At 70.5% G+C, this 25,073-nt stretch carries 17 protein-coding genes; 9 read left to right on the top strand and 8 right to left on the bottom strand.

The annotated features are described in order from the left end of the window. Positions 1 to 112: 112 nt before the first annotated feature. From ACYVL2_RS11275 to gltB, 5 genes are all read right to left on the bottom strand, one after another. Positions 113 to 2,290, bottom strand: coding sequence for an acyltransferase family protein (locus tag ACYVL2_RS11275; RefSeq protein ID WP_460543248.1), 2,178 nt, complete (start codon positions 2,288 to 2,290; stop codon positions 113 to 115). Positions 2,291 to 2,452: 162 nt separating this feature from the next. Further along, positions 2,453 to 3,349 (bottom strand): acyl-CoA thioesterase, encoded by an 897-nt coding sequence (locus tag ACYVL2_RS11270; protein WP_460543246.1) that lies wholly within the window; start codon positions 3,347 to 3,349, stop codon positions 2,453 to 2,455. Next, the gene (pyk, locus tag ACYVL2_RS11265; RefSeq protein WP_460543244.1) at positions 3,350 to 4,759 is read right to left on the bottom strand and encodes a pyruvate kinase; all 1,410 of its coding nucleotides are present in this window, start codon (positions 4,757 to 4,759) and stop codon (positions 3,350 to 3,352) included. A 158-nt stretch (positions 4,760 to 4,917) separates the two neighbouring features. After that, positions 4,918 to 6,387, bottom strand: coding sequence for a glutamate synthase subunit beta (locus ACYVL2_RS11260; protein WP_460543242.1), 1,470 nt, complete (start codon positions 6,385 to 6,387; stop codon positions 4,918 to 4,920). Beyond that, positions 6,380 to 10,861 carry a glutamate synthase family protein gene (gene gltB / locus ACYVL2_RS11255; protein WP_460543240.1) on the bottom strand — a complete coding sequence of 1,494 codons (4,482 nt, stop codon included), beginning with the start codon at positions 10,859 to 10,861 and terminating at the stop codon, positions 6,380 to 6,382. The genes ACYVL2_RS11260 and gltB overlap by 8 nt, the downstream gene beginning before the upstream one ends. Positions 10,862 to 11,213: 352 nt before the next feature. Between gltB and ACYVL2_RS11250 the strand changes: the two genes are divergently transcribed. The 6 genes from ACYVL2_RS11250 to ACYVL2_RS11225 all read left to right on the top strand — a co-directional run bounded on the left by ACYVL2_RS11250 (position 11,214) and on the right by ACYVL2_RS11225 (position 17,752). Continuing rightward, positions 11,214 to 12,203: a hypothetical protein gene (locus ACYVL2_RS11250; RefSeq protein ID WP_460543238.1), complete on the top strand. Its 990-nt coding sequence runs from the start codon at positions 11,214 to 11,216 to the stop codon at positions 12,201 to 12,203. A 189-nt stretch (positions 12,204 to 12,392) separates the two neighbouring features. After that, positions 12,393 to 13,205, top strand: a complete 813-nt coding sequence (locus ACYVL2_RS11245; protein ID WP_460543236.1) for a hypothetical protein — start codon at positions 12,393 to 12,395, stop codon at positions 13,203 to 13,205. A gap of 39 nt (positions 13,206 to 13,244) precedes the next feature. Continuing rightward, positions 13,245 to 14,189: a sigma-70 family RNA polymerase sigma factor family protein gene (locus ACYVL2_RS11240; protein ID WP_460543234.1), complete on the top strand. Its 945-nt coding sequence runs from the start codon at positions 13,245 to 13,247 to the stop codon at positions 14,187 to 14,189. Positions 14,190 to 14,268: 79 nt separating this feature from the next. Then, on the top strand, positions 14,269 to 15,474 hold the full coding sequence (locus tag ACYVL2_RS11235) for an NAD(P)/FAD-dependent oxidoreductase (RefSeq protein ID WP_460543232.1): 1,206 nt from the start codon (positions 14,269 to 14,271) through the stop codon (positions 15,472 to 15,474). A gap of 10 nt (positions 15,475 to 15,484) precedes the next feature. After that, on the top strand, positions 15,485 to 16,420 hold the full coding sequence (locus ACYVL2_RS11230) for a sigma-70 family RNA polymerase sigma factor family protein (RefSeq protein ID WP_460543230.1): 936 nt from the start codon (positions 15,485 to 15,487) through the stop codon (positions 16,418 to 16,420). Between the two features lie 81 nt (positions 16,421 to 16,501). Continuing rightward, a complete protein-coding gene (locus ACYVL2_RS11225; protein ID WP_460543228.1) occupies positions 16,502 to 17,752 on the top strand; it encodes an NAD(P)/FAD-dependent oxidoreductase in 1,251 nt (416 codons plus the stop codon). On the opposite strand, the gene hisS is transcribed toward ACYVL2_RS11225, so the two are convergent. Beyond that, on the bottom strand, positions 17,672 to 18,994 hold the full coding sequence (hisS, locus tag ACYVL2_RS11220) for a histidine--tRNA ligase (protein WP_460543226.1): 1,323 nt from the start codon (positions 18,992 to 18,994) through the stop codon (positions 17,672 to 17,674). The genes ACYVL2_RS11225 and hisS overlap by 81 nt on opposite strands. A gap of 40 nt (positions 18,995 to 19,034) precedes the next feature. Then, a complete protein-coding gene (locus ACYVL2_RS11215; protein WP_460543224.1) occupies positions 19,035 to 19,715 on the bottom strand; it encodes an MBL fold metallo-hydrolase in 681 nt (226 codons plus the stop codon). A gap of 195 nt (positions 19,716 to 19,910) precedes the next feature. Here ACYVL2_RS11215 and ACYVL2_RS11210 point away from each other — a divergent pair, with 195 nt between their 5' ends. The 3 genes from ACYVL2_RS11210 (at position 19,911) to ACYVL2_RS11200 (ending at position 23,728) form a co-directional block, all read left to right on the top strand. Continuing rightward, positions 19,911 to 20,225, top strand: a complete 315-nt coding sequence (locus ACYVL2_RS11210) for a hypothetical protein (RefSeq protein ID WP_460543222.1) — start codon at positions 19,911 to 19,913, stop codon at positions 20,223 to 20,225. 36 nt (positions 20,226 to 20,261) lie between these two features. Then, positions 20,262 to 21,221: a peptidylprolyl isomerase gene (locus ACYVL2_RS11205; protein WP_460543220.1), complete on the top strand. Its 960-nt coding sequence runs from the start codon at positions 20,262 to 20,264 to the stop codon at positions 21,219 to 21,221. Between the two features lie 137 nt (positions 21,222 to 21,358). Further along, positions 21,359 to 23,728 (top strand): RelA/SpoT family protein, encoded by a 2,370-nt coding sequence (locus ACYVL2_RS11200; RefSeq protein ID WP_460543218.1) that lies wholly within the window; start codon positions 21,359 to 21,361, stop codon positions 23,726 to 23,728. An 11-nt stretch (positions 23,729 to 23,739) separates the two neighbouring features. Here the strand turns inward: ACYVL2_RS11200 and ACYVL2_RS11195 are convergent, their stop codons facing one another. Beyond that, positions 23,740 to 24,939: an FAD-dependent oxidoreductase gene (locus tag ACYVL2_RS11195; RefSeq protein WP_460543216.1), complete on the bottom strand. Its 1,200-nt coding sequence runs from the start codon at positions 24,937 to 24,939 to the stop codon at positions 23,740 to 23,742. Positions 24,940 to 25,073: the final 134 nt, after the last annotated feature.

Below are 25,073 nucleotides of genomic sequence, written 5' to 3'. Positions count from 1 at the left end.
GGCTTCTCCTCTTGGCGCGGTTCAGATATGAGGCAAGCCTACCTTCAAACGCGAGCGAGCCTCATGCCGAAGCTCGGCCGATGCTCGCGTCGCCATAGGACTCGGCGCGCGCCTATCCGCTGTGGACCTCCGCATCCGGCGGTTCGGTCTCCATAGGAAGCACCGCCGCGAGCTGCGGAGCGAGTTCGGCCGCGAAACTGGCGGACAGGTGGTTGTCGTCGCGGTACACCATGAGGTTCCCGACGACGACCGGGCACTTTCCCTCCTCGGTGTCGCAGATCCACGGGATCGGGTCGATGACCTGCGCTCCGGTCTCGGCGACCGCCTCCATGGCCCGCTCGCGCCGGTCGGGGAAGACGATCGCGTCCTCGAGGTCGTTCACGCACTCGGTGGCGTCGTCCGGGTGTTCGGACAGGCAGTCGGGCACGTTGCCGACACCCCAGGCGGTGTCCTCCAGGACGTAGACCTCGCCCGAAGCGTCCGTCAACCGCTCGGCCGTTTCGGCCCAGCCGTCGATCCACGCCTGGTCCGGGTCGTCGGCGAGCACCTCCTTGTTGTCCGAGTTCGACGCCACGACGAGCTCCGGCTCGAGGTCCTCGATCTTCTCGATCGCCTTCTCCTTCCACTCGACGCACTCGGTGTACTCGCGGTCGAGTTTGGAGTTGTATTCGGCGACGTCCGGCGCGCTGCAGGCGGCCTTGGTGAGCACCAGCATCCGGTACCCCGAGACCTGCGCCAACTGGTTGAGCGGCGGGAACCACTGCGCCGCGTGCGAATCACCGAACAGGACCATGGTCTTGCCGCCGTCGGGGTCGCCGAACCAGCAGTCTTCGGCCAGGTCGGTGCCCTTCTGCATGGTCATGCAGCCCGCATCGTAGGACAGCGGCTTGTCCTCGCCGGCGTCGTCGAGCGACGGCCGCAGGTTCGCCGGGACGTCCTCGACGTTCGAGGAGTCGCCGAGCAGCTGCCACACCGTCGCGTCGTTGCCGGTGACCTCTTCGGCCGTGGTGCCGTCGAGATGCTGCGCCGGCTGACTCACGGCGACGAACGAAGCGGCCAGCGCGCAGGTCATCAGCGCACCGCCCATGGCGAGCGCGCGCGAAGGGACCTGGACGAGCGGCTTGCGGGTGCGGACCGGATGCTCGATGCAGTGGTACATGAGGACGCTCAGCAGGAATGCCAGGCCCATCATGGGGACGAGGAGCCGCAGGCGCGGTTCGACGCCGAGCGCGCTCGGGGCGATCATGATGATCGGCCAGTGCCACAGATACAGTCCATAGGAGATCTTGCCGAGGTACTGGGCGGGCGCGATCCCCAGGAGCGTCACGGCGCCCCAGCGGTGCTCGGCGCATCCGGAGGCGATCACGAGCGCGGCGCCTGCCACCGGCAGCGCGGCGGCGTAGCCGGGGAAGACGGTGGACTCGTCGATGAGGAAGACGGAGGCCACGATCATGGCCAGCCCCGTCCAGGACGCGGCTGCGGCGAGCGGTGAGGGCATGCGTCCGAGTCGCGCCGCGGCAACCGCCACGAGAGCGCCGACGGCCAGCTCCCATGCGCGCGTGTGGGTTCCGAAGTAGGACCAGATCGGGTCCGCGGCGCTCGCGGTGACGCTCAAGTAGAAGGAGCCGAGGGCGGTGAGCACCAGGAATCCGGCGATGACGGCGGTGCGCCCCGTGCCGCGGTTGCGCCGGGCCTGGAACCTGCCGGGACTGCCGAGTCGGGCGCCGAGCGCGGCGATGCCGAGGAGGACCAGCGGCCAGACCAGGTAATACTGCTCCTCGACCGCGAGCGACCAGAAGTGCTGCAGCGGTGAGGGTTCGGCGCCGGCGTTGAGGTAGTCGGTGCCCTCAACGGCGAGACGGACGTTGATGACGTTGAGCGCGGCCGCGGCGGTGTCGGCGGCGATGTCGCCGAGCCTGGTGCGCGGCAACCACAGCCATGCCGCCGCGAGCGTCGCCAGAAGGACGGTGGCGGCGGCCGGGAGAAGCCGAATGGCCCGGCGCGCGTAGAACTTCGTGATCGAGACCCGGCCGGTGCGGTCGATCTCGCGCAGCAGCAGCGAAGTGATCAAGAAGCCCGAGATCACGAAGAACACATCGACCCCGATGAAACCCCCCGCCATGAACGGGAAGCCGATGTGCGCGGCGATGACCGCGCCCACCGCGACGGCTCTGAGCCCTTCGATGTCGGGACGCCAGTGCTGCGGACGCGGCTGGCTCGGCGCCGACGCGGGGGACGCGTCAGCGCCGTCGTCGAGCTTCGCCGGTTGTCGTGCGCGGGTTGAACGCATGTATGTCGGTCTCCGAACATCTCACCGGGCAGGTGTTTCCCAGCGGGCAATGCTGGGCGGACATACGGGCGTAATCCAGGGGACGGTTGGAGACCATAGCACCGTCAGCGGAGCGGCATCGGGCCGTGCCGAGAAGGTGGTGTTCGCCTCACCCTGTACGGCTCAAGGGACTCCGGGCGGCACGTCGGGGGTCTGGCGCAGCAGGCCCTCCTGGGTCGCCGAGGCGATGTGGCGGCCGTCGCGGTCGAAGAAGCGGCCTTGCGCCAGGCCGCGCCCGCCCGAGGCGGTCGGCGACTCGGCGTCGTAGAGGATCCATTCGTCGGCGCGGAAGGGTCGGTGGAACCACAGCGCGTGGTCGAGGCTGGTCCCGAGGTACCCGCCGGGGCCCCAGACGGCACCGTGGCGGCTCAGCACCGTGTCCAGGAGCGTCAGGTCGGAGGCGTAGGTGAGCACGCAGACGTGGATCAGCGGGTCGTCCGGGAGCGTCCCGTCGGCCTTCATCCAGACGCGCTGGCGGGCTTCGGCGGACCGCTCGCCGGAGCGGAGGTAGCCCGAGCCGCCCAGGTAGCGCACGTCGATCGGGCGGGGGATGCGCCCCCACATGCTCAGCCGGTCGGGGTCGGCCTTGAGCCGGTCGGCGATGGTGGGGACCTCTTCGGGGGCCGGCAGGTGGTTCGGGACCGGGTCGGCGTGGTCGAGGCCGGCCTCGCCGGTGTGGAACGAGGCCGACATGAAGAAGATCGGTTTGCCGTTCTGCAGCGCCACGGTGCGGCGGACGGAGAAGGAGCGCCCGTCGCGGATGTTCTCGACCTGGTACAGGATCGGCTTCGACGAGTCGCCGGGGCGCACGAAGTAGCCGTGCAGGGAGTGGACGCGCCGGTCGGCCTCGACGGTGCGACCGGCGGCGACCAGCGCCTGCCCGGCGACCTGGCCGCCGAAGACGCGCTGCAGGCCGACTTCGGCGCGCGGGCCCCGGTACAGGCCGGTGTCGATCAGTTCGAGGTCGAGGACGCCGAGGAGCGAGTCCACGGCGTCCTGACCGACGAGTACCTCCGCCACTTACGAACCGACCTGGTGGACGCGGACGGTGTTGGTCGAGCCCGGCGTGCCGGCCGGGGTGCCCGCCACGATGACGACGAGGTCGCCGGGCGAGGCCAGGCCGTTCTGCTGCATGGCCTTGTCGACCAGCGAGAACATGGCGTCGGTGTGGTCGACGTGCTCGACGAGGTAGGCGGCGGTGCCCCACGACAGCGCCATCTGGTTGCGGACCGACTCGATCGAGGTCATGCCGACGATCGGGAAGTTCGGCTTGAGGCGGGCGAGGCGCTTGACGGTGTCGCCGGTCTGGGTGAAGGCGGCCAGGGCCTTCGCGTCGATCGCCTCGGCGATCTTCGCGGCGGCGGCGGTGACGGCGCCGGCCTTGGTGCGCGGCTCATGGGACAGCTCGGGCAGCCCGATGGGACCGGACTCGGTGGTCTCGACGATCTTGGCCATGGTCCGGACCGTGCCGATCGGGTACTTGCCGACGGACGTCTCGCCGGAGAGCATGACCGCGTCGGAGCCGTCGAGGACGGCGTTGGCGACGTCGGAGACCTCGGCGCGGGTGGGGCGCGCGTTGTCGATCATCGAGTCGAGCATCTGGGTGGCGACGATGACCGGCTTGGCGTTGTCGCGGCACAGCCGGATGATCTCCTTCTGCACCAGCGGCACTTCGTCGAGCGGCATCTCGACGCCTAGGTCGCCGCGGGCGACCATGATGCCGTCGAAGGCCAGCACGATCTGCTCGAGGCGCTGGACGGCCTCGGGCTTCTCGACCTTGGCGATGATCGGGCGGCGCACGCCGACCTCGTCCATGACCTTGTGGCCGAGGCGGACGTCGTCGGGGTGGCGCACGAACGACATGGCGATGAGGTCGACGCCGAGGTTGAGGGCGAACTTCATGTCGGAGACGTCCTTCTCCGACAGGGCGGGCACGGAGATGTTGACGTTCGGCAGGGACAGGCCCTTGTGGTTGGAGACCGGGCCGCCCTCGACGACGAGGCACTCGACGTCGGTCTCGTCGGCGCCGAGGACCTCGAGGGCCAGCTTGCCGTCGTCGACCAGGAGCCGGTCGCCCTTGGTGACCTCGGACGGCAGCTTCTTGTAGGTGCACGAGACCCGGTCGTGGGTGCCGTCGACGTCCTCGGAGGTGATGCGGACGCGGTCGCCGGCGGTCCACTGCTCCGAGCCGTTCGCGAAAGTGCCGAGGCGGATCTTGGGGCCCTGCATGTCGGCCAGGATCGCCACCGGCTTCCCGGCGGTGTCGGCGGCTTCCCGGACCATTTGGTAGACCGCTTCATGGTCGGCCTGGGTGCCGTGGCTGAAGTTCATTCGGGCGACATTCATACCGGCGTCGATCAGGCCGGCCATACGCTCCGGAGTGGCCGTCGCGGGCCCGATGGTGCAGACGATTTTAGCTCTACGAGTCACCCTGCGAGCTTATATCGGACGCAGATTGGCACTCGGCGGGTCACCGCAGATGAGAGGTGGAATTCACGAGGGCCGAATTCGCGTCGGAGCGCAAAAGAGAATACGCGGAATTGCGCGCGGGCCATTGGGTCCGCGCGCAATTCCGCGTCAATTCGCGCTTATGCGCTGAGCGGCTGCGCGTCGACGGCGACCGGCTCTGGCAGGGCCACCTGGCCGCCGAGGTAGCGGTGCACCGCCGCGGCCGCGGCGCGGCCCTCGGCGATGGCCCAGACGATCAGCGACGCGCCGCGGTGGGCGTCGCCGGCCACGAACACGCCTTCGGCGTCGGTCTGCCAGTCGTCGCCGCAGTCGAGGGAGCCGCGGCGGTTGCGCTCGATGCCGAGCTGGCGCAGCAGCTGCTGGTCCTCGGTGCCGGCGAAGCCGATCGCGAGCAGCACCAGGTCGGCGGGCACGATCTGCTCGGTGCCGGGCACCGGCTTGATGACGCGGCGGCCCGAGGACTTGTCGACCTCGACCTCGCTCAGGCGCATCTGGCGGACGTGCCCGTGCTCGTCGCCGATGAACTCGGCGGCGGCGCTGCCGTAGTTGCGCTCCCCGCCTTCTTCGTGGGCCGGGTAGTTGCGGACGATGACCGGCCAGGTCGGCCACGGGTCGGACGACTCGTCGCGTTCGGTCGGCGGCATCGGGTACAGGTCGAGCTGGCGCACCGAGGCCGCGCCCTGCCGGTGGGCCACGCCCAGGCAGTCGGCGCCGGTGTCGCCGCCGCCGATGATGATCACGTGCTTGCCGCGCGCGTCGATCGGCGCGAACGGGGCCTTCCCCGCCGCGACCTGGTTGGCGCCGACGAGGTGCTCCATGGCCTGGTGGATGCCGGCGAGCTCGCGGCCGGGCTGGTCGGTCTCGCGGCCTTCGAGCGCGCCGACGGCCAGCACGACCGCGTCGTGGCGCTCCCGGAGGTCGTCGGCGGACAGGTCGAAGCCGACGTTGACGCCGCAGGAGAACTCGACGCCTTCGGCCTCCATCTGCGCCAGCCGGCGGTCGATGTGGCGCTTCTCCAGCTTGAAGTCCGGGATGCCGTAGCGCAGCAGGCCGCCGGGCGCGTCATCGCGCTCGTAGACGGTCACCGAGTGGCCGGCGCGGGCCAGCTGCTGGGCGGCGGCCAGACCGGCGGGACCGGAGCCGACCACCGCGACGGACTTGCCGGTGGAGGATTCCGCCGGCCGGGGCTTGACGACGTCGTCGTCGAAGGCCCGGTCGATGATCTCGACCTCGATGTTCTTGATCGTGACCGGGTCGTCGCCGATGCCGAGCACGCAGGCGGCCTCGCAGGGCGCCGGGCACAGGCGACCGGTGAACTCCGGGAAGTTGTTGGTCGCGTGGAGCTGCTCGATGGCGGCGCCCCAGCGGCCGACGCGGGCCAGGTCGTTCCACTCCGGGATCCGGTTGGCGAGCGGACAGCCATTGTGGCAGAACGGGACACCGCAGTCCATGCAGCGCGAGGCCTGCTTGGTGACCAGCTCTTCGCTGGTGCGCTCGTAGACCTCGCGGTTGTCGAGGATGCGCACCGGCACCGGCCGCTTCTTGGGCACTTCGCGGCCGTGCTGGAGGAATCCGCTGGGATCAGGCATGCTGCGCCTCCTTCTCCTGAGACTGGGCGGCGAGCACGGCCTTGTACTCGGTGGGGATGACCTTGGTGAATCCGGACGCGGCCCGCGGCCAGTTGCTGAGCAGGTCGGCGGCCACGGTCGAACCGGTGGCGCGGCCGTGCCGCAGCAGCAGGCTGTGGACCAGGTCGATGTCGGTGGCGCCGAGCTCGTCGAGGTCGACCAGCGTGGTGTTGGTGCGTCCCTCGTCGAGACGCCAGACGTAGGCCACGCCGCCGGACATGCCCGCGGCGAAGTTGCGGCCGGTCGGGCCGAGGACGAGGACGGTGCCGCCGGTCATGTACTCGCAGCCGTGGTCGCCGACGCCTTCGACGACGGCGACGGCTCCGGAGTTGCGGACGCCGAAGCGCTCGCCGACCTTGCCGCGGATGTAGACCTCGCCGGAGGTCGCGCCGTACAGGAGGGTGTTGCCGGCGATGACGTTGTCCTCGGCGGCGAAGGGCGCTCCCGCGTCGGGCAGCAGCACGAGGCGGCCGCCGGAGAGGCCCTTGCCGACGTAGTCGTTGGCGTCGCCGACGAGCTTGAACGTCGCGCCCCTGGTGAGGAAGGCGCCGAAGGACTGGCCGGCGGTGCCTCTGAAGGTCAGGTCGATCGACCCGTCGGGCAGGCCTTCGCGGTGAGTGCGGCTGACGGCCGCGCCCAGCAGCGCCCCGACCGTGCGGTCGGTGTTGCGGATGTCGAGCTCGGCCGACACGGTGCGGCCCTCCTCGATGGCGGGCCGGGCGATCTCGACGAGCTTGGCGCCGAGGGTCTGCTCGATGCCGTGGTCCTGCTCGCGGCGGCGGACCCTGGGGCCCTCGACCGGCGGAGCGATGACGTTGGACAGGTCGATGCGGGCGGCCTTGCGGGCCTCGCCGGGCACCTGGCGCAGCCGCTCGACGTCGCCGATGGCCTCGTCGAGGGACCGGTAGCCGAGCTGGGCGAGGTATTCGCGGACCTCTTCGGCGATGTAGCGGAAGAAGTTCTCGACGAACTCGGGGCCGCCGTTGTAGCGCTGGCGCAGCAGCGGGTCCTGCGTGGCGACGCCGACCGGGCAGGTGTCCAGGTGGCACACGCGCATCATGACGCAGCCGGCGACGACCAGCGGCGCGGTCGCGAAGCCGTAGCCTTCGGCGCCCAGCAGGGCGGCGATGACCACGTCGCGGCCGGTCTTCATCGCACCGTCGACCTCGAGCCTGACGCGGTCGCGCAGGCCGTTGCGGACGAGGGTCTGCTGGGCTTCGGCGAGACCGATCTCCCAGGGCGTGCCGGCGTGCTTGACCGAGTTGGCCGGGGCCGCGCCGGTGCCGCCGTCGTGTCCGGAGATGAGGATCGTGTCGGCCTTGGCCTTGGAGACGCCGGCGGCGACGGTGCCGACGCCGACCTCACTGACCAGCTTCACGTGGACCTCGGCGTCGCCGCCGCCGGCGTGCTTGAGGTCGTGGATGAGCTGGGCCAGGTCCTCGATCGAGTAGATGTCGTGGTGCGGCGGCGGGCTGATCAGGCCGACGCCGGGCGTGGCGTTGCGGGTCTTGGCGATCCACGGGTGGACCTTCTTGCCCGGCAGCTGGCCGCCCTCGCCGGGCTTGGCGCCCTGGGCCATCTTGATCTGGATGGCGTCGGCCGTGGCCAGGTACTCGGAGGTCACGCCGAAGCGGCCGGAGGCGACCTGCTTGATCGCGCTGCGCCGCTCCGGGTCGTAGAGGCGGTCGATGTCCTCGCCGCCCTCACCGGAGTTCGAGCGCCCGCCGAGGCGGTTCATGGCGATCGCGAGGGTCTCGTGCGCCTCCTGGGAGAGCGCGCCGTAGGACATCGCGCCGGTGTGGAACCGCTTGACGATGTTCTCGACCGGCTCGACCTCCTCGACCGGGATGCTCTCGCGCGTGCCGGTCTCGAAGTCGAGCATCCCGCGCAGCAGCGCGGAGTCGGCGGCCAGAGCGTCGACCTTCTGCGTATAGCGCTTGAACACCTCGTATTGGCCCGAGCGGGTGGCGTGCTGGAGCAGGAACACCGTCTCGGGGTTGAACAGGTGGATCTCGCCTTCGCGGCGCCACTGGTAGTCGCCGCCGGGCGGCAGCGGCTGGTCGGGGTCGACCTTCTGCTCGTAGGCGCGGCGGTGCCGTTCGGCGACCTCCTTGCTGAGCGTCTGCAGGCCGATGCCGCCGATGCGCGAGTCGGTGCCCTTGAAGTAGCGGTCGACGAACTCCTCGTCGAGCCCGACGGCCTCGAAGACCTGGGCGCCGGTGTAGGAGGCGACCGTGGAGATGCCCATCTTGGACATCACCTTGAGGATGCCCTTGCACAGGCCCCCGATGTAGTTTTCGACCGCCTGCGCCGGCTCGAGGTCGATCACGCCGAGGTCGCAGAGCTCTTCGATCGAGTCGAAGGCCAGGTACGGGTTGATCGCGGCGGCGCCGTAGCCCAGCAGCACGGAAGCGTGGTGGACGGTGCGGCAGTCGCCGGTCTCGACGATGAGCGCGACCTTGGTGCGGGTCTGCTCGCGGATCAGGTGCTGGTGGACCGCGGCGGTCAGCAGCAGCGACGGGATCGGCGCGAGGTCGGCGGTGGTGTCGCGGTCGGACAGCACCAGGATGCGCGCGCCGTCCTCGATCGCCTCGGAGACGTGGCGGCAGATCTCCACCAGGCGGTCCTTGAGGCCGCGGGAGCCGTGGCGGGCCTTGTAGAGACCGGAGACGCGCACGGCGCGGAAGCCGGGCATGTCGCCGTCGTCGTCGATGTGGAGGATCTTGGCCAGCTCGTCGTTGTCGAGGACCGGGCGGGACAGCTCGATCTGGCGGCACGAGTGCGGACCCGGCTCGAGGATGTTGCCCTCGGGGCCGATCATGTTGCCGACGGCGGTGACCAGCTGCTCGCGGATGGCGTCAAGCGGCGGGTTGGTGACCTGCGCGAACAGCTGCGTGAAGTAGTCGTAGAGCAGCTTGGGGCGCTTGGAGAGCCCCGCGATCGGGGTGTCCGAGCCCATGGACACGACCGGTTCGGCGCCCGTGGAGGCCATGGGCGCCAGGATCAGACGCATCTCCTCGTCGGTGTAGCCGAAGGTCAGCTGGCGGCGCCGCACGATCTCGGAGTTGTAGACGACGTGCTCGCGCTCGGGCAGCTCCTCGAGGTGGATGAGGCCGGCGTGGAGCCAGTCGCCGTAGGCGTGCTCCTTGGCCAGCGCGTCCTTGATCTCCTCGTCGTCGACGATGCGTCCCTCGTCGGTGTCGACCAGGAACATGCGGCCCGGCTGGAGCCGGCCCTTCTCGGCGACCTCGCTGGGCTCGAAGTCGACCACGCCGGCTTCGGAGGCGAGGACGACGACGCCGTCGGTGGTGCGCCACCAGCGGGCGGGGCGCAGGCCGTTGCGGTCGAGGACCGCGCCGATCTGCGTGCCGTCGGTGAAGCAGACGGCGGCCGGGCCGTCCCAGGGCTCCATGATGGCGGCGTGGTAGCGGTAGAAGTCGCGACGCTTGGGGTCCATGGTCGCGTTGTGCTCCCAGGCCTCGGGCATCATCATGAGCATCGCGTGCGGCAGGCTGCGCCCGCCGAGGTGGAGCAGTTCGACGACCTCGTCGAAGTTCATCGAGTCCGACGCGCCGGGCGTGTTGATCGGGAACAGGCGGCGCAGGCGGCCGGGCAGGTGCTCGCTGGCCAGTTCGGCCTGGCGGGCGGTCATCCAGTTGCGGTTGCCGCGGATGGTGTTGATCTCGCCGTTGTGGGCGACCATGCGGTAGGGGTGGGCCAGCGGCCACGACGGGAAGGTGTTGGTCGAGAAGCGCGAGTGGACCAGGGCCAGCGCGCTGGCCAGGCGCTCGTCGCGCAGGTCCGGGTAGAACTCGGGGACCTGGGCGGGCGTGAGCATGCCCTTGTAGACGATGGTGCGCGACGAGAGGGTCACGATCGCGGCGCCCTCGAGGCGGCGTTCGCGCAGTTCGCGTTCGGCCTGCTTGCGGACGGCGAAGGCCAGCCGGTCGAGTTCGATGCCGGAGGCGGCTTCGTCCTCGGAGGCGATGAAGACCTGGCTGACGCGGGGCATGGAGGCCAGGGCGCCGTCGCCGAGGCCGGAGGGGTCGACGGGGACGTCGCGCCAGCCGAGCACGTGGCAGCCTTCGGCGATGGCGTACTTCTCGATGATGGAGCGGGCGCGCTGCGTCGACTCCTCGGATTCGGGGGTGAAGACGAGCCCGGCGGCGTAGTGGCCGGCCCGGGGCAGGCGGAAGTCGACGACCTCGCGGTAGAAGGCGTCGGGGATCTGGAGCATGATGCCGGCGCCGTCACCGGAGTCCGGGTCGGGCGCGGTCGCGCCGCGGTGCTCCATGCGGACCAGCGCGGAAAGGCCCCGCTGGACGACGCTGTGGTCGACGCGGCCTTGCAGATCCGCAACGAAGGCGACGCCGCAGGCGTCGTGTTCCCATTCGGGGCGGTACAGACCTCGTCCGGTGTTCTGGGCAGAACTCAACCGTGGCCTCCTTCGTCGTCGAGGGCTCCAGCTGAGTGTGGGGCGCTGGAACACGGCGGTGTTTCGTACGGGACGACGTCGGCCCGAAGAATGCAAAGTGTCAGACGAGTGTAATGCATGGCTCATCTGGCGGACACCCTCGTCCTACGATCCGAGCAGCTAGCGCGGTTTCGGGCCTCGCGGCCCGTCGCCGAGCGCAACACCCTCGTAATGCGTCGGTAACGGTCCCTGCCTGGGCGGATCGCATCGTGGCGCCTTTGCGCCGTGTGGTTAGAGTGATCGAATCTCACGGCTCCCCTCGCCGTGTCTCGAGCACCCCCGCAACTGTACGTTCGCAAGGAGCAAATCAACAATGACCTATCCCCCACCCGGCGGCAACCCGCCGCCCCCTGGCTACGGACAGCCGCAGCAGCCGGGATATCCCCCGCAGCAGGGTGGGTACGCCCCGCAGCCGCAGCAGCCCGGGTACGGACAGCAGCCGGGTCACCCGTCCGGGCAGCCGCAGCAGCCCGGCCATGGGGCGCCTCAGCAGCCGGGATACGGCCAGCAGCCCGGCTTCGGCGGTCAGCCGCCGGCCGGTCCGCCGCCGGTCCCGCCGCCGCCTCCGAAGGGCGGCAGCGGCGGCCTGGTCGCCAAGATCCTCGGCGTCGTCGGCGCGGTCGTGGTGATCGCGGCCATCGGCATCGTGCGATTCGTCATGACCGACGACGGCGGCAGTGACGACTCCAACACCTCGACGACGCTCGACGACGAGGCCGTCGAGGCGGCAGAGGCCGCCCAGGTGGGCGACTGCATGTCCGACGCGCTGTCGGCGGCGACCGACGAGCTGGTCGTCCCCTGCGACGACCCGAACGCGTTCTGGTCGATCACGGCCGTCTCCGACGACTCGGGCGCGGAGGTCGACTCGATGGGTGCGCTCACCGACCCGTCGCTCGCCGAAGCGGCGTGCGGCCAGGAGTACATGGGCTGGCAGATCGGCCGGCTGTGGAAGAGCTACCAGTACGTCTACACCAAGGACGTCGCCGGGCTCGGCGGCCCGGTCGACTACCTGTACTGCGTCGAGGCCATCGACAAGGCCGACGCCGACGGCCGGACGCCGCGGGTGCCGGACGTCGGCGACTGCATGGACGACACCGACGGCTTCTGGACCGTGGACTGCTCCGCTGCGAGCGCCTACTACGAGGTCGTCGACTCCCAGTCGTACGACCCGCCGGTCGAGATGAGCGAATCGGACCTCCAATCGGAAATGGGCGGCTGCCCTGACGCCGAGTACTACCCGTACGGCCTCTACGGAGCCGACGGTCTGCTCTACGGCGCCCTGTGCATCAACACCAACGCCTGAACCGGACCGAATCGGATCGAGGCCGCCCCGGCGCATCGGGCCGGGGCGGCCTTCGCGTTGGAAACGCCGATGTCCCGCAGCGCTTGCGCCGGAGCGGAACCCGGAGTGCGGCGTCGTCGTCTGACGAACGGTCGCACCGGGCCCATATGATGAAGCCGCCCCGCCCGGTGATGCAACGGAGAGATCAGAATGAGTTACCCGCCCCCCAATCCCTATGATCCGAACCAGCAACCGCAGCCCGGGTACGGCCAGCCCTCCCCTCAGCCGCCTCAGCACTATTCGACGGACGCCGACCCCTATTCGCGGCCCGACCCGTACGGGCAGAGCCCTTACGGCAACCCGCCGATGAGCGTCCAGCCCGGCAGCGTCCCGCCCGGCGGCATGGCCCAGCCGCCCGGACAGACGCCACCGGGCCCGATGCCTCCGGGGCACGTCCCGCCGCCGGCGAATCCGTTCCAGCCGGGCCAGCCCGCTCCCCCGCCGCCGGGCGGCTCCTCGAACACGCCGCTCCTGGTGACCCTGATCGTCGTGGTCGTCGCGGTCGCGGCCGGAGCGATCATCATCGGGATGATGTTCACCGGCGACGACGGCGAGACCGACGTCGCCGGCAACGAGACCACCGCCGCCGAAGCGAGCTCGGCGGCCGAGGAGACCACCGAAGCGGAGGAGACCTCCGAGCCTTCGCCCGCGGAGACGACCGAGGCCGAAGGCGCCGACTACCGCCTTCCCGAGATCGACGAATGCATCGAGAACGTCGACGAGGGTTTCTACGTCGTGCCGTGCGACTCGGACACGGCCTACTGGAAGGTCCTCCACATCGAGAAGAACCCCGACGACCCCGACCCCGACGACGAGTGGCACTACACCGCGGCGCACAACGCCTGCAAGGACTTCGACTACACGAACTACTACTTCACCGACACGGCCGTGTCGGCCGGCCGCGACTGGGACCCCGAGATCGACTCGATCACCGCGATCTACTGCGTGCGCGAGGTCGGCTGACGAACGGGCCCGCGACGGGACCGCGGTTAGTATCGACCCATGTCGCTCAGTCCGCGGGAAGTCGACCGCTTCGAGGACTCCCGGGCCCGTCTGGGAGCCATCGCCTACCGGCTGCTCGGCTCGGCCGTCGAGGCCGAGGACGCGGTGCAGGAGACCTTTCTGCGCTGGCAGTCCGCCGACCGGGACCGGATCGAGGTGCCCGAGGCGTGGCTGACGAAGGTGCTCACCAACGTGTGCCTCAACCAGCTGACCTCGGCCAGGGCCAGGCGCGAGACCTACGTCGGCCAATGGCTGCCCGAACCGGTCCTCGAGAGTGACCCCATGCTGGGGCCCGCCGACACCGCCGTGCAGCGCGAATCGGTCTCGATCGCGGTGCTCACGCTCATGGAGCGGCTCTCCCCCAATGAGCGCGCCGTCTACGTGCTCCGCGAGGCGTTCTCCTACACCCATGCCGAGATCGCCGAGATCCTCGAGATCAGCGAGGCCAACAGCCAGCAGATCCTCCACCGCGCCAAGCGGCACGTCACCGACGACCGGGTCCGGGCCGCCGTCGACCGCGACGCCGCGCGCAAGGTCGTCGAGAAGTTCCTCGCCGCGGCCGCCAGCGGCGAGACCGAGCCGCTGGTGCGGCTGCTCGCCGACGACGCCATGGGCGTGGGCGACGGCGGCGGCAAGGTCCCGGCCCGCGCCAAGGTCATGGTCGGCGCCACGGCGGTGGCGAAGTTCCTGCGCGGCCTGTTCAAGCCGTCGGTCGCCAAGCGCGACATGGTCGGCGGCCCGCCGTCCCTGTACGACGCGATCGTCAACGGCGATCCCGCGCTGGTGGCCGTCGTCGGCGACCGGGTCGTCGGCGTCATGATGCTCGAGCACACGCCCGAGGGCATTTCCGCCGTCCGCAGCCAGGCCAACCCGGACAAGCTCGAATACCTCTCCCGCCGATGGGCCGAGACCGACCACGGAACCCCGCTGACCACTCTTTGGTGATCCATTTCATATCCGCCTCCTGTCAGGATTCGCGACGCCGTCTCGTTCAGAGGGCACGCCGACCCGACAGGAGCACGTCATGGAACACGTCCTGAAGCAGAGTACGAAGCACCGCATCGTCGTCCTCGGAGCCGGATACGCCGGAACCGGCGCCGCCGGATCGCTGGCGCGCAGGCTCCACCCCGACGACTTCGCGATCACCCTCGTCAACGCCGAACCCGACTTCGTCCAGCGCCTGCGCCTGCACCAGATCGCCGCCGGGCGCGAGTGCAAGCCGCTGCCGCTCGCCGAGATCTACCGGGGCACCGGAGTGCGGTTCCGCCGGGCGCGCGTCGAGGCCGTCGACCCCGAGCGCGGGACCGTCGCGGTCGACGACGGCGACGAACTCGCCTACGACACCCTCGTCTACGCCCTCGGCAGCACCACCGACGACCAAGGCGTGCCCGGCGTCGCCGAGCACGCTCACCACATCGCGAGCCGCCCGGGAGCGCTGCGGCTGCGCGAACGCCTGCGAGACCTCACCGCAGGGCAGGCGGTGGTCGTCGTCGGCGGCGGTCTGACCGGCATCGAGGGCGCGACCGAGATCGCCGAGACCCGGCCCGACCTGAAGGTCACGCTCGCCACCCGCGGCGAGCTCGGCGACTGGCTCTCGCCCAAGGCGAATCGCCACCTGCGCCGGGCCCTCGAGCGCCTCGGCGTGGCCGTCCTCGAGCACGTCTCCGTCGAACGCGTCGAAGCGAGGCGGGTGGTCGGCGCCGACGGCGCCGCCCTGCCGTCCGACGCGACCGTGTGGGCCGGCGGCTTCGCCGTCCACCCCATCGCGGCCGCCGGCGGCCTCGAGGTCACCGAGACCGGCACGATCGTCACCGACCGCACGATGCGCTCGGTCTCGCATCCCGAGGTCTACGCCATAGGCGACAGCGCCCACGTCCTCGGCGACAACGGCACGCCGCTGCCGATGTCGTGCGCGTCGGCAGGCTTCACCCGGATCCAGGCGGTGGGCGCCATCGTCGCCCGCCTGACCGGCGCGAAGCCGCCCGAGCCGAGGCTGCCGTACTTCGGCAACAACATCGGCCTCGGGAGTCGGGACGGGGTCTTCCAGCTCGTCGGCTCGGGCCTGCGGCCCAAATCCTGGAGCCTCAGGGGCCGGGCCGCCGCGCGCTTCAAAGCCTTCGTCAACTGGGCGACGGCGTGGAACGCCGCCCACCCCACCGCCGGCCCGCCGACGCGCAAGCGCCGCAAGGCCGCCTCGGCGGCGACCGCCGACGAGAGGGTCTCGGCCTAAGGTGGCTCGCATGGACAGAGCCGCGATCGAGCGTTTCGAGGCCAGCCGTGCCCGGCTGTCCTCGCTGGCGTACCGTCTCATCGGCTCGGCCGCCGACGCCGAAGACGCGGTGCAGGACGCCTTCCTGCGTTGGCAGGCGGCCGACCGGGACCAGATCGAGGTGCCGGAGGCCTGGCTGACGAAGATCGTCACGAACCTGTCACTCGACCGGCTCCGCTCGGCGCGGGCGCGCCGCGAGCGCGCGGTCGGCTCCTGGCTGCCGGAGCCGCTGCTCGAGGGCGACCCGATGCTGGGGCCGGCCGACACCGCCGAGCAGCGCGAATCGGTCTCGATCGCGGTGCTCACGCTCATGGAGCGCCTCCCGCCGGTCGAGCGGGCCGTCTACGTCCTGCGTGAGGCGTTCTCCTACAGCCACGCCGAGATCGCCGAGATCCTCGACATCTCCGAATCGGCGAGCCAGCAGCACGTCCACCGCGCCCGGCGCCACTTGGCCACCGCGAGGCGCGGGGACGACGTCGACCGGGAATCGGCGCGCCGCATCGTCGAGGCGTTCCTCGACGCCGCCTCCTCGGGCCGCACCGAGCGGCTGGTGGCACTGCTCACCGACGACGCGACCGCCGTCTCCGACGGTGCGGGGCTGTCCGAGACGCTGATGTCGTTCGAGTCCCCTGAGCGGGTCGCGGCCGTCTTCAGGGCCGGCTTCAAACCGACCGACGCGAAGCGCCGGCGCATCGGCGGCTCCCCCACGATGTACTTGGCCGCGGTCAACGGCTCCCCCGCCATGCTCGCGGTGCTCGACGACCGCGTCGTCGGCGTGGTGGTGTTCGACGTCGCCGACGGCAAGATCTCAGCCTTGCGCGGCTTCGCCCACGAGCGGCGACTCGGCCGCATCACCGAGGCTTGGCGGCGGCGGGACTTCGAGGCACCGCTCATCGCTCAGTGGTGACCGGCCTCATAGCCGGTCCCTGTCAGGTTTCACGGGCCCATCCGGTTCAAGAGGCGAACACACCGAGACAGGAGCGAGACCATGAAACACCGCATCATCGTCCTCGGCGCCGGATACGCCGGAGCCTCCGCCGCCGGTCGCCTGGCCAGGCGCCTGCACGGCGACGACGTCGATATCACGCTCGTCAACGCCGAACCGGACTTCGTCGAACGCGTCCGGATGCATCAACTCGCCGCCGGACGAGAGCTCAAGCCGCGGCCGCTCGCCGACATGTTCGACGGCACCGGTGTGCACGTCCGCCTCGGCCGCGTCACCGCCGTCGACGCCGACCGCAGGACCGTGGCCCTCGGCGACGGGGACGAGCTGTCGTACGACACGCTCGTCTACGCGCTCGGCAGCGCCGGGAACGACCACGGGGTCCCCGGCGTCGCCGAACACGCCTTCGACATCGCCGGACGTCAAGGGGCGCTGCGGCTGCGCGGGCGCCTCGATGGCCTGGCCGAAGGAGGGCGCGTCGTGGTCGTCGGCGGTGGACTCACCGGCATCGAGGCGGCCAGTGAGATCGCCGAGGCCCGGCCCGAGCTCGACGTCGCCGTCGTCACTCGCGGCGGTTTCGGCGACTGGCTCTCGCCCAAGGGGCATCGGCATCTGCGCGGAGCCTTCGACCGCCTCGGCGTCACCGTCCACGAACACGCCGAGGTCGAACGTGTGGAATCGGACGCCGTCGTCACCGGCGACGGATCGGCGATCGGCGCCGACGCCACGGTGTGGACCGGCGGTTTCGCGGTCCACCCGATCGCCGCGGCCGGCGCCTTGGAGGTCGCCGACACCGGCCGGATCCTCGTCGACCGCACCATGCGGTCGGTCTCGCACCCGGACGTCTACGCCGTCGGCGACGCCGGTCTGGCCGAGGGCCCGGGCGGGAAGCCGCTGCGCATGTCGTGCGCCTCGGGCACGCCGATGGCCTGGCAGGCCGCCGACGCGATCGCCGCGCGCCTGACCGGACGTGAGGTCCCCAAGACGCCGCTGCGCTACTTCAACCAGTGCATCAGCATCGGCCGCCGAGACGGCCTCATCCAGTTCGTCACCGCCGACGACCGCGCCAAGCCGTCGATCCTGAAGGGGAAGGCCGCGGCCCGCTACAAGGAGCTCGTCTGCAAGGGCGCGGCATGGGGCGTCGCCAATCCGACCCTCGGCGTGCCGGTCCGGCGCCGGCGGATCGCGACGCCGGCCCGGCGGTCGACCGCGGTGTTATCCGGCGACGATGCGCGGGAGCAGGTCCTCGGCCGGCGGGTTCCAGGAGTCGACGTCGACCGGGACCTGGTCGCCTGACCGGATGTCCTTCATCTGCGGGCCCTCTTCAGCCCCGAAGAGGACGAACGGGATGCCGCGCTTGTCGGCGAATTTGATCTGCTTGCCGTATTTGGCCGCCGAGGGCGAGACCTGGGCCGGGATGCCGCGGGCGCGCAGGCGCCGCGCCAGCGCGTTCGCCTCGGTCCGCTCGCCCTCGTCGGCCAGCGCGACGAGCACGCACGTGGGGACCTCGCGGGTGGCGGTCAGGGCCCCGGTGTTGAGCAGGGGCACCAGCAGCCGGGATACGCCGATGGACAGGCCGACGCCCGGGTAGGTGTTCTTGCCGTCGGAGGCGAGCGTGTCGTAGCGTCCGCCCGAGCAGACCGAGCCGAGGTTCTCGTAGCCTTCGAGGACGGTCTCGTAGACGGTGCCGGTGTAGTAGTCGAGGCCGCGGGCGATCTTCATGTCGGCGATGACGAGGCCGGGCGCCTCCTTGGCGGCGGCCTCCGCGACGGCGGCCAGTTCGCTCAGGCCCTCGTCCAAGAGCGGGTCCGAGACGCCGAGGGCTTTGACGCGGTCGACGAACGAGGTGTCCTCGGAGCTGATCTCGGCCAGCTTCAGGCAGGCCTCGGCCTGTTCGGAACTGGCGTCGATCGCGTCCATCAGCTGCTTGCGGACGCCGTCGGGGCCGATCTTGTCGAGCTTGTCGACGATCCGCAGCGCCTCATCGGTGTCGCCGATGCCGATGCCCTGGTAGAAGCCTTGGGACAGCTTGCGGTTGTTGACGTGCATGCGAACCGGCGGCAGCGGGAGTCCCCGCAGCGCGTCGGCGATGACCAGCGGGATCTCGACCTCGTAGTGGGCCGGGAGCTCGTCGCGGTCGACGATGTCGATGTCGGCCTGCAGGAACTCCCGGTAGCGTCCCTCCTGGGGGCGCTCCCCGCGCCAGCACGGCTGGATCTGGTAGCGGCGGAAGGGGAAGTTGAGTTTCCCGGCGTTCTCGAGCACGTAGCGCGCGAACGGCACGGTCAGGTCGAAGTGGAGCCCGAGCCCGGCGTCGCCGCCGTCGTCGTCGGCTTGCAGGCGGCGCAGCACGTAGACCTCTTTGGAGGTCTCGCCTTTGCGCAGGAGCTGGTCCATCGGCTCGACGGCGCGGGTCTGGAGGTTCGCGAAGCCGTGGAGCTCGAAGGCGCGGCGGAGATGGTCGACCACCTGCTGCTCGACGATGCGCTGCCGGGGCAGCAGTTCGGGGAATCCCGAGAGCGGCTGGGGTCGTGGCATGGATGTCTCCTGGTTCAGGCTGTGTGCGGTGTCGCGGCGCTCAGGCGCGATGAGACTGGGCGACGCGGCGCAGGTACGGGTTGCGGGCGCGTTCGGCGGCCATGTCGGTGCGCGGGCCGTGGCCGGGCAGGATCTGGACCTCGTCGGCCAGCGGCAGTACCTTGCGCTCGAGGCTGTCCCACATCTTCGCGTCGCTGCCGCCGGGCAGGTCGGTGCGGCCGATCGCTCCGGCGAAGAGGACGTCGCCGGTGAGCGTGTACGGGGTCGCGTCGCTGCCGCTGGTGTGGAACATGATCGAGCCCTCGGTGTGGCCGGGGGCGTGGTCGACCTTGAGGCGCAGCCCGGCCAGTTCGAGGACCGCTCCGTCGGCGAGGACCTCGACGTCGTCGGGTTCGGTCCACTCCAGGCCGGTGCCGAACATGGCGCCGGTGCCGGGACCGAAGCCGCGGGCCGGGTCCTCCAGCAGGTGCGAGTCGTCGGAGTGGATGTAGGCGGGGACGTCGTTCGCGCCGCAGACGGGCGTGACCGAGAAGGTGTGGTCGAGGTGGCCGTGGGTGAGCACGACCGCGACCGGCTTGAGCTTGCGGTCGGCGAGCACCTCTTCGAGTCGGGGCGCGATGCCGATGCCGGGGTCGACGACGACGCACTCGGATCCGCGGCCGTCTGCGATCACATAGCAGTTCGTGCCGAACGCGTCCGCCACAAGCGTCTCGATGAGCACCCGGTTTCCCTCCTTCGCCGCGCCTCAGGATACACCCGGTGGCCAAGGTGATGTCGCCGACAGAGTCCCGATACACTCCCATTCGCGTAACCCCCAGAACGAGCCGGGCCGATGTACGGCTAGCGAGCGGCCTCTACGAAGCTTGCGAACCATCAGTCGGCGCGGCCAAGACCGGTTGACCGAGGAGGCCCCGCAGTGCCCGCCAAGTCCAAGCACATGGAGCGGCGCAAGCAGCGCATCGCGAACGCGAAGAAGAACGCGCGGCTTGCGGCGAAGCTCCGCCGCCGCCGCCGGCTCCAGGCGACGTTCGGACTGCTGGCCATCGCCGTGCTCCTCACCGCCGGATACCTGTGGACGACCGGTTTCTTCGACTCCGAGGAGCCGGCCGACGTTCCGACCACCGAGATGCCGACCGAGGAGATGGTCGAGACGCCGGCGGAGGAGCCGACCGACGGTGGCGAGGCGAGCCCGACCGACGAGGCGAGCCCGACCGACGAGACGACCGAGTAGACCCCTTAATCCCACCACTTCGAAGGAGATTTGACGGTGGCGTCGAAACAGGCACAGCGCATGGCCGCCCGCGCGCAGCTCGAGCAGCGCATGGCCGAGAAGGCCGAGGAGGAACGCAAGCGGCGCACCGTCTTGTGGAGCATGGGCGGCGTGGGCGCGCTGGTGCTGCTGGTGGTCGTGGCCTGGGCCGCGGTCTCGATCGCCTCCGACGACGAGGAGTCTGACGGCGCGTCCCCCGGTACCGACGCCGAGACCAGCGCTCCGGCCTCCGAGGAGCCGTCCGAGGCCCCGGCCGTGGTCAACGACGCCCCGATCGAGGAGACCGTCGCGGGCGCCGAGGCCGCCGCCGGCCGCTGCGCGGACGTAGCGCCCAGCGGCGAGGGCGCCACCGCCGAGTCCGGCGGCAACACCGACGGCCGGCCGGCCAAGGACGTGTACCTGGAGTGCATGTCGCTGTCGGCTCCGGACGCTTCGGCGACCGCGGACTGCGCCTACACCCCGACGCAGGGCGAGACGGTGCCCCCCGCCGTCCAGCCGGCCGCGGGCACGCAGGAGATGACGATCGTCTCCAACCTCGGCACCATCACCGCGGAGATCGACACGGCGAACGCCCCGTGCACGGCCGGTTCGTTCACGTTCCTGGCCGGGCAGGGCTACTTCGACGCCTCGCAGTGCCACCGGCTGACGACCGACGGCATCTGGGTACTCCAATGCGGTGATCCTGACGCGCGCGCGGCCATCGAGGCCGGCACCCCCGAGCAAGCCGGCATGGGCGGTCCGGGCTACCAGTACGGCGAGGAGAACCTGCCGGCCGAGGGCGAGAACAACTATCCGGCCGGGACCATCGCGATGGCAAACAGCGGCCCGGGGACCAACGGCAGCCAGTTCTTCATCGTGTACGAGGACACCACGCTGCCGGCCTCGTACACGATCATGGGCCGCATCACCGAGGGCCTTGACATCGTCGAAGAGGTCGCCGCGGCCGGGGCCATGTGATTCAAGGCTGGCCTGTGAATCGGGTCGCCCGATTCACAGGACGGGCCCTAGACGCCCGGGGCCGCTGGTAGCCCAGGCTAGGATGGGAACCTAAGCTTGATGAGCGATACCGGCGAGTCGAGTTCTAGGAGGCGACGGTGGTTACCGAACGAGCCGCAGGGCCCAGCGGCAAAAACGCGGACACCGGGACGCAGGCCTCCGGCTCGGAGGCCGTCTCGGTCGGCCCGCCCACAGGGCGGCGAATGCGAGCCAGGCTCGCGCGTTTCAACGCGCCCTGGCAGTCATCGACGTTGCCCGAAGTGCTGGAACCGCTGGTCGCGACCCACCGCGCCGCGCACCCGCGCGCAGACGTCCGGCTCCTGCAACAGGCGTACACGGAGGCCGACCGCCTGCACAGCGGTCAGTTCCGCAAGTCCGGCGATCCGTACATCACCCACCCGCTCGCGGTGGCCTCGATCCTCGCCGAGCTCGGCATGGACACCAACACGCTGGTGGCCGCGCTGCTGCACGACACGGTCGAGGACACCGACTACACGCTCGACCAGCTCTCCGACGAGTTCGGCGGCGAGGTCGCGCTCCTGGTCGACGGGGTGACCAAGCTCGACAAGGTCAAGCTCGGCGACGCGGCCAAGGCCGAGACGATCCGCAAGATGGTCGTCGCCATGGCCAAGGACCCGCGGGTGCTGGTCATCAAGCTGGCCGACCGCCTGCACAACATGCGCACGCTGACGTTCCTGGCTCCCGAGAAGCAGGAACAGAAGGCGCGCGAGACGCTCGAAATCCTCGCTCCCCTGGCGCACCGCCTGGGCATGAACACCATCAAGTGGGAGCTGGAGGACCTGTCGTTCGCCACGCTCTACAAGAAGCGCTACGCCGAGATCGCCAGACTGGTCTCCGAGCACTCCCCGCAGCGCGAGATGCTGCTCCAGCAGGTGACCGCGCAGGTCAAGGAGCAGCTCAAGGAGTCGCGCATCAAGGCGGACGTGTCGGGCCGGCCGAAGCACCTGTACTCGATCTACCAGAAGATGATCGTGCGCGGCCGCGACTTCAACGACATCTACGACCTGGTGGGACTTCGCATCCTGGTGGACGACGAGCGCGACTGCTACGCCGCGCTCGGGGTGATCCACGCGAACTGGCAGCCGGTGCCGGGGCGCTTCAAGGACTACATCGCGATGCCGAAGTTCAACATGTACCAGTCGCTGCACACGACGGTCATCGGCCCGAACGGCAAGCCGGTCGAGATGCAGATCCGCACCTGGGCGATGCACCGCACCGCCGAGTACGGCATCGCGGCGCACTGGAAGTACAAGGAGACCAAGAACTCGACGGTGGCCGGTCCGCCCGCCCACATCGACGACATGGCGTGGCTGCGGCAGCTGCTCGACTGGCAGCGCGAGGCGGCCGACCCGTCGGAGTTCCTCGACGCGCTCCGCTTCGACCTGGCCTCCTCGGAGGCGTACGTCTTCACGCCCAAGGGCGACGTGATCGCGCTGCCGGCCGGTTCGACGCCGGTCGACTTCGCCTACGCCGTCCACACCGAGGTCGGCAACCGGTGCATCGGTGCGCAGGTCAACGGCAAGATCGTGCCGCTGGAGTCGACGCTCTCCAACGGCGACGTGGTCGAGATCTTCACCTCGAACTCCCAGGACGCCGGCCCCAGCGAGGACTGGCTCAACTTCGTCAAGAGCCCGCGGGCGCGCACCAAGATCAAGCAGCGCTTCAAGCGCGAGCGGCGCGAAGAGGCCATCGAGCTGGGCAAGGAAGAGCTCACGCGGGCGATGCGCAAACGGCGTCTGCCGATGCAGCGCATGCTCACCAGAGACAACCTGACCTCCCTGGCCAAGGACCTGAACCTCAAGGACGTCGAGGCGCTGTACGCCGCGCTCGGCGAGCACCACATCAGCCCGAACCAGGTGGTCCAGCGGCTGCTGGAGGTCCAGGGCGGCGCCGAGGGCGCCACCGAGGACATGGCCGAGGCGACCGCGCCGACGCAGCCGGCCCGGATCGTCCCCGAGGAGCACGGCGACATCCACGCCGCGGTCACGGTGGCGGGCATGAGCGACGGCGACATGCCGGTGCGGCTGGCACACTGCTGCAGCCCGATCCCGGGCGACTCGATCATCGGGTTCGTCACCCGCTACCACGTGATCAGCATCCACCGCCGCGACTGCGAGAACGCCGAGGAGCGTGTGGAGCTGCAGCCCGACCGCGTCGTCGAGGTCCACTGGTCCGACGAGGAAGACCAGGCCACCTTCGTGGCGACCGTCCAGGTGGAGGCGCTCGACCGCCACCGGCTCCTGGCCGACGTCACGCAGGTCCTCTCCGGGGAGCGCGTTTCGATCCTCTCGGCCACGGTGACGACCACCCGCGACCGGGTGGCCTTGTCGCGTTTCACCTTCGAGATGGCCAATCCCGAGCATCTGGACCACATCATCAAGGTGATCCGCAAGATCGACGGCGTCTACGACGCCTACCGGCTCACCGGAGCCGACTCGGGCGCTTAGGCCGGGCGCTCTCAGGCGCGCCGGTCCCAGTCGATGCGGTAGTCGTACTGCCAGGCCGTCCGCTCGGGGGTGTTGAACTTCTCCAGGAAGAACGGCATCAGCAGGTCCCTGAAGCGGGCCGCGATCGGGCCGGCGGCCTTGCTCTGGTTGGTGCGCGCGGCGGCCGCGGCGATGCGCTCCACCCGCTCGCGGCGGTGCCGCAGGTAGGCGCTGAAGGCATCCTCGGTCGGCAGGTCCCGAAGACACCGCGCCAGCTCGACGGCCGACTCGATCGCCAGGGAGGCGCCCTGGCCCGACGACGGCGAGGTGGCGTGCGCGGCGTCCCCGACCAGCACCATGCGGCCCTTCGACCAGCGCGGCAGCCGGGGCAGGTCCTCCAGCAGGTGAACGGGGGCGAAGTTCGCGGCGGTGACCCGGTCCAGGATCGCGAGCGCCGGCGTCTGGTCGCGGGCGAAGGCCGCTCGCAGCCGCTCGACCCAGTGGTGGAAGGCCGGGGCGCGGACGTCGGCGCGGGTGGCGCGTTTGACCGGCAGGTTGGCGAACCAGGCGCATTCGGTCCCTTCGACCTGATAGCCGAGGAAGGCGCGGCGGCCGAAGACGAAGTGCTGGGCGCCGCCGGTGTCGGGCAGGCCCGTGCCGTCGACATAGCCGCCGAAGCTGAGCAGGCCGGTGTAGCGGGGTTCTGGGGCGCGCGGATCGATGCGGCCGCGCACGTCCGACCGGACGCCGTCGCAGCCGACGAGGATGTCGGCCTCGGCGGTGGTGTGGTCGTCGAACTGGGCGATGACGCTGCCGCCGGTGTCCACGGCGTCGACGAACCGCCTGCCGTAGACGATCTTGACGCTTTGCTCGGCGGCGCGCCGCTGGAGGGCCTCGGCCAGAGCGCCGCGCGGGAGGGTCAGGCGGGGCCGCTGCCCTACGCGGTCGGTGATCTCGCCGAGGACTTTGCCGGTGTGGCTCTGGATGATCATCCGCGGCGTCGGGGTCGCCGCGGCGTCGAGGACGTCGTCGGCGCCGACGAGCGCGAGCGCGGCCTGGCCGTTGGAGGCCAGTGAGAGCGGGCCGCCGGCGGTGCCGTGGCCCGGCTCGCGGGCCTCGTAGACGACCGCTTCGATGCCGGCTCGGCGCAGGGCCATGGCCGTGACCGGTCCGGCCACTCCCCCGCCGATGACGACGGCGGTCCGGGCTCGGGGGTTCGTGGGGTCGCTCATGTCGCTCTCCTGCCGTGCTGGGTGCCTGCGGCGACGGTAGGGCGGCGGCGGGCGCGGCCGAATCGGCCCGGAGTCGCATGTCGGGGTCGACTCCGGGTGTACGCCACTCGGTCGGCGTACTCTTCGGCGAGACG

Source organism: Glycomyces halotolerans, from assembly GCF_054779575.1.
This window is presented reverse-complemented; position numbering and strand designations above follow the sequence as displayed.

Coding starts and splice junctions, on each gene's coding strand:
- ACYVL2_RS11275 (WP_460543248.1), bottom strand. CDS start 2,290: ATGCGTTCAACCCGCGCACGACAACCGGCGAAGCTCGACGACGGCGCT.
- ACYVL2_RS11240 (WP_460543234.1), top strand. CDS start 13,245: ATGTCGCTCAGTCCGCGGGAAGTCGACCGCTTCGAGGACTCCCGGGCC.
- ACYVL2_RS11225 (WP_460543228.1), top strand. CDS start 16,502: ATGAAACACCGCATCATCGTCCTCGGCGCCGGATACGCCGGAGCCTCC.
- ACYVL2_RS11230 (WP_460543230.1), top strand. CDS start 15,485: ATGGACAGAGCCGCGATCGAGCGTTTCGAGGCCAGCCGTGCCCGGCTG.
- ACYVL2_RS11260 (WP_460543242.1), bottom strand. CDS start 6,387: ATGCCTGATCCCAGCGGATTCCTCCAGCACGGCCGCGAAGTGCCCAAG.
- hisS (WP_460543226.1), bottom strand. CDS start 18,994: ATGCCACGACCCCAGCCGCTCTCGGGATTCCCCGAACTGCTGCCCCGG.
- ACYVL2_RS11245 (WP_460543236.1), top strand. CDS start 12,393: ATGAGTTACCCGCCCCCCAATCCCTATGATCCGAACCAGCAACCGCAG.
- ACYVL2_RS11195 (WP_460543216.1), bottom strand. CDS start 24,939: ATGAGCGACCCCACGAACCCCCGAGCCCGGACCGCCGTCGTCATCGGC.
- ACYVL2_RS11235 (WP_460543232.1), top strand. CDS start 14,269: ATGGAACACGTCCTGAAGCAGAGTACGAAGCACCGCATCGTCGTCCTC.
- ACYVL2_RS11250 (WP_460543238.1), top strand. CDS start 11,214: ATGACCTATCCCCCACCCGGCGGCAACCCGCCGCCCCCTGGCTACGGA.